At 62.8% G+C, this 4,232-nt stretch carries 6 protein-coding genes; 1 reads left to right on the plus strand and 5 read right to left on the minus strand.

Annotated elements, in window-relative coordinates; all coding sequences use genetic code 11:
* The 4 genes from VGH68_RS05975 to VGH68_RS05990 all read right to left on the minus strand — a co-directional run.
* Positions 1-354 (minus strand): c-type cytochrome (locus VGH68_RS05975; RefSeq protein WP_331602613.1); only part of this gene is annotated, 354 nt, incomplete at its 3' end.
* Positions 351-1,157 (minus strand): BON domain-containing protein, encoded by an 807-nt coding sequence (locus VGH68_RS05980; RefSeq protein ID WP_331602614.1) that lies wholly within the window; start codon positions 1,155-1,157, stop codon positions 351-353. The genes VGH68_RS05980 and VGH68_RS05975, both read right to left, overlap by 4 nt.
* 20 nt (positions 1,158-1,177) lie before the next feature.
* Entirely contained in the window at positions 1,178-1,765 is a 588-nt protein-coding gene (locus VGH68_RS05985) for an SIS domain-containing protein (protein ID WP_331602616.1), read from the minus strand.
* Between the two features lie 203 nt (positions 1,766-1,968).
* Positions 1,969-2,382 (minus strand): YraN family protein, encoded by a 414-nt coding sequence (locus VGH68_RS05990; protein WP_331602617.1) that lies wholly within the window; start codon positions 2,380-2,382, stop codon positions 1,969-1,971.
* Positions 2,383-2,406: 24 nt separating this feature from the next.
* On the opposite strand from VGH68_RS05990, the gene rsmI reads away from it, so the two are divergent.
* Positions 2,407-3,300 (plus strand): 16S rRNA (cytidine(1402)-2'-O)-methyltransferase, encoded by an 894-nt coding sequence (rsmI, locus tag VGH68_RS05995; RefSeq protein WP_331602618.1) that lies wholly within the window; start codon positions 2,407-2,409, stop codon positions 3,298-3,300.
* Positions 3,301-3,367: 67 nt separating this feature from the next.
* Here the strand turns inward: rsmI and VGH68_RS06000 are convergent, their stop codons facing one another.
* Positions 3,368-3,997: a septal ring lytic transglycosylase RlpA family protein gene (locus tag VGH68_RS06000; RefSeq protein ID WP_331602619.1), complete on the minus strand. Its 630-nt coding sequence runs from the start codon at positions 3,995-3,997 to the stop codon at positions 3,368-3,370.
* Between the last annotated feature and the right edge of the window lie 235 nt (positions 3,998-4,232).

Here is a 4,232-nt window from a genome sequence, read left to right on the forward strand (position 1 = left end):
CGCGCCAGCAAGAATCCAGCCGACAACCTTCCTGATATCCGCCCCATCCATTGAGGGATGTGACGGCATCGGCAAGACGCCCCAGACTCCGCTGCCGCCGTTCCTCACCTTCGTTTCGAGCCGGGCTGGCGCCTGCGCGTCGCCCTTGTACTTTCCCGCGATTTGCTGGAACGACGGTCCGACCAGCTTGCGGTCCACCGCGTGACACCCCATGCAGGCATTCTTGCGCGCGATGCTCATGGCGTCGGCGGCAGAAGAAGCGGGGGGCGAGTCTGCAGCGAGCGCACCCTGACCGGCCGCGGCGGTGATCCCCAATGCGAGCACCGTCACGGTCATGGAAAACCAGCGCTTCATTTCGCGGCGGGCGCAGGATTACCCGGATGCACGTCGGAGTTCTTGACCGGTGCGGGCGCCTGCACTCCCAGCGGCGTCGAACTCACGGACGAATCCGGCACTGCGCCGACCGTCGCATCCTCACTTGCCGATGCTGCCGCCGGCGCGCTCGCGCCCGACGCGGCTGCTGCCGACAACGCCTGAGCCTCTTCCGGCTTGATGTACTGGAACACCTTGACCACCTGCTCGACGCCCGGCACCTGCGCCGCGACATTCGCGCCGGCCGCGCCTTCTTCACGCGTGACGAGACCCATCAAATACACGGTGCCGCGCTCGCTCACCACCTTGTAGTAGTTCGCCCGCATATCCTTCTCACCGACCATCGCACCCTTCACGCGGCTCTCGAGGTAGGCATCGTTAGTACGCGACGACAACGAACTCGCACCTTGAATAGCGAGCTCGTTCACAATGCTGTTCACATTGTTGATGTTACGCACCACCTCTTCGGCCTTCTGCTTCCATTGGTCCGACGGCACTTCGCCGGTCAGCAGCACGCGCCGGTTGAACACGGTCACGCTAACGTGCGCCTGGTCGGGCAGACTTTCGTCGATGCGCGACTTGGCTTTCACCTGAATCTCGCGGTCCTCGGTTTGCGCGCCGAGCGTACGCCGATCGGTTGCGACGAGCGTGCCGCCGCCCACTGCACCGCCCATTGCGCCGATGACCACAAGCGGGCAACCCTGCAGGGTCAGCGCAACACCCGACAACAGGCTCACCAGCAGCGCAGCTCTGGCTAGCGTCGACCTGACGCGTGTCTTGTTCATCAACTCGTTCCCCTTAAGAATCATTCGTCGCCCAGCAGCATCGCGTCGATGCCATCGCACAGGCAGTGAATGGTTAACAGATGGACTTCCCGGATTCGCGCCGGCCGTTCGGACGGCACGCAGATATGAATGTCGGTATCGGCGAGCACTTCGCTGATCACGCCGCCGCCCGCGCCCGTCAACGCGATCACGAACATCTCGCGCTCATGCGCGGCCTGGATCGCCGCGAGCAGGTTGACCGAGTTGCCCGACGTGGAGATGACGACCAAAACGTCGCCGGCTTGCCCAAGCGCGCGGATCTGCTTCGAATAGATCTCTTCGAAAGCCGAGTTATTGCCAATGCCCGTGATCGTCAAGACATTCGCGTCCAGTGCAATGGCCGGCAAACCGGGCCGCTCGCGCTCGAAATGTCCTACTAGCGTAGACGCGAGCCACTGCGAGTTGGCGGCCGACCCGCCGTTGCCGCACGTGAGAATTCGCGAGCCGTTCGCGAGTGCGCCGAACAGCACGTCGATGGCTGCGGCGACGGGAAAAGCAAGCGTGTCGAGTGCTTCGCGATGGACGGCCGCGTTTTCGCGGAAATGTTGCTGGATACGTTCGACGGACATCGACTCTCGGTTATCGGCCGCGCCATGCGCGGTAGTTTATTGACAGGCTGCTTCGATGGTTTGTTTCGATAGGTCGCCAAGCCCATGCTTCACCACTTCAATACTTCGGCTCCGGCGCATCTCAAGACATGGGCTCACCCGGCGCCCAAGCTCCGCGCAGTTTACCGCACTCGCTGTCCACGTCACTTAAGATGCGCGCGCTTTCACGACGTATCTGCGCGAAAAGCATCGCGTAACCATACGATACGGCCCGCATCGAACGCGATCACGTCGAAGCGGCACACCGGCAGCGCACCACGCCACGTCATCAGATAGTGCTGCGCCGCGAGAACGAGCCGCCGTTGCTTATGCGCGCTGATACTCGCCGCAGCCGCCGCGAACTGCCGGCTGCGCCGCGCGCGCACCTCGACGAATACCAGTGCACGCTGGCTGGCGATCTCACGCATCACCAGATCGATTTCGCCGCCGCGACAAGTGAAATTGCGTGCGACAAAACGCAGGCGCTGCCGCTGCAGATATTCCAGCGCGCGTTGCTCGAACGCGTTTCCGATCGTTTTCGACACCCGGTTCCCCAAAAAGTTGTCCCTCTTCGCATGGCACAATGACGTCCTCCGCATGTCACCCGCATGTCACCCGCCCTCATGACTCCACTCTCCGAATTGGCCCTTGGCCAGCAGTTTCCGGCTGGCGCGCTCTATATAGTCGCGACGCCTATCGGCAATGTCGCGGACATCACGGTGCGCGCGCTGCATGTGCTCGGACTCGTCGACCGGGTAGCTGCCGAGGACACTCGCAACACGTCCCAACTGCTGTCGCGCTATGGCATTTCGAAACCGACCATCGCCGTGCACGAACACAACGAGCGCGGCGCCGCCGAGCACGTGATCGCACATCTGCGTAATGGCGAGCGCATTGCCTGCGTCTCGGATGCGGGCACGCCGGGCATATCGGATCCGGGCGCCAAGCTCGTCGATGCAGTCCGCGAAGCGGGCTTTCCCGTCATCCCGCTGCCGGGCGCGAGCGCGCTCACCACCGCGCTCAGCGTGGCTGGCGCATGGGTTCACACGTTTTCGTTCATTGGCTTTCTTGCCACCAAGCCGAAGCAGCGCGACACGCAGTTGCAGTCGCTGCTCACGCACACGCCAGCGCTCGTTTTCTACGAAGCGCCGCATCGGATTGTGGAAACGGTGCAGGCGCTCGGGCGCGCGTTCGGTGGCGAGCGGCGATTGCTGATTGCTCGCGAGCTGACCAAGTTACATGAGAGCATCCATTGCTGCACCCTGGCCGAAGGGCCAACGTGGCTCGCGGGCGATGCAAACCGGCAACGCGGCGAATTCGTTCTGGTCGTGGAAGGCGCGCGGCAGCAAGAAACCGCCGACGACGTTCATGACGCCTTGCTCGCGACCTTGCTGGAGGAGTTATCGGTGAGCAGCGCAGCGAGATTGGCCGCAACGTTGACGGGGACATCGCGCAATGCGCTGTACACGAGGGCGCTGGCAATGGATAAGGCGCGCGGAGAAAAGGAGCGCGAATAACGCGGGCAATAAAAAACGGGCCGTCGAAAACGGCCCGTTTTTTTGCTGCGCAACAAGCTGACGATGATCAGTCGGCAGGCGTGATCGATGCCAGCGATTGCTCTTGCTCTTGTGCCGCTCGCGCTTCCTGCTGCGTCAAGCCTTCGATCTTCACCTTTCCGACACCCGCGCCACGCATGCCCAGCACAGCGGCGGCGGCATAGGAAAGATCAATCACACGGCCGCGGACGTACGGGCCACGGTCGTTGATCTTGACGACCACCGATTTGTTATTTGCCTGATTGGTCACGCGAACCCACGAAGCGAGCGGCAACGTGCGATGCGCTGCGGTGAGCGCATGCATGTCATAACGCTCGCCGCTGGCCGTCTTGTGACCATGGAAACCGCGCCCATACCAGGAGGCGCGGCCCTGCTGCTGGAAGTCGCCGATATTCGGTCCGGCAGTGATGGGCGCGGCGTTCGCGAGTGAGGATGTGTCGGAGGAATTGCTGGCCGACGAGGGCAATGCATTCAGCCGGGAATCGTAAGCGAGCGGTGCGGCAAGACGCCCCGACCCGCGGCCCGGGTTCGCGCTGGCTAGCTGCGTGCCGGTTTTCAGCGCGCTGGCCTGATCGCCGCCGCTTGGCGGCATCGCGCAACCCGTGAGGATCGCAAAGACCAAAAGACTCCCGAGATGTCGGGTTAGTCGTAAATTCATAGAGGTGTAGTCAACGGTTCGAGCCGCCTCAACCGCCCGACAAAACGCGGACGTGCGTAGGCAGCTCAAGGCTTTTCCGCGCACAGGTACACACCACTCGAATATTCGAACGGCGAGCCAGTGCTCGGGTGCGGCGTACCTCGCCGCAAATGCCCGGTTAGTTTTCACGTCTGGCGCAACCTGTCCCCGGCAGCCTGACCAGACCCCACATGCCGCCATCGAACGTGGATCACAC

This window comes from Paraburkholderia sp. (assembly GCF_036488505.1).
In the GTDB taxonomy this organism is placed as follows: domain Bacteria; phylum Pseudomonadota; class Gammaproteobacteria; order Burkholderiales; family Burkholderiaceae; genus Paraburkholderia.

Coding starts and splice junctions, on each gene's coding strand:
- VGH68_RS05980 (WP_331602614.1), bottom strand. CDS start 1,157: ATGAACAAGACACGCGTCAGGTCGACGCTAGCCAGAGCTGCGCTGCTG.
- VGH68_RS05985 (WP_331602616.1), bottom strand. CDS start 1,765: ATGTCCGTCGAACGTATCCAGCAACATTTCCGCGAAAACGCGGCCGTC.
- VGH68_RS05990 (WP_331602617.1), bottom strand. CDS start 2,382: ATGCGGAGGACGTCATTGTGCCATGCGAAGAGGGACAACTTTTTGGGG.
- rsmI (WP_331602618.1), top strand. CDS start 2,407: ATGACTCCACTCTCCGAATTGGCCCTTGGCCAGCAGTTTCCGGCTGGC.
- VGH68_RS06000 (WP_331602619.1), bottom strand. CDS start 3,997: ATGAATTTACGACTAACCCGACATCTCGGGAGTCTTTTGGTCTTTGCG.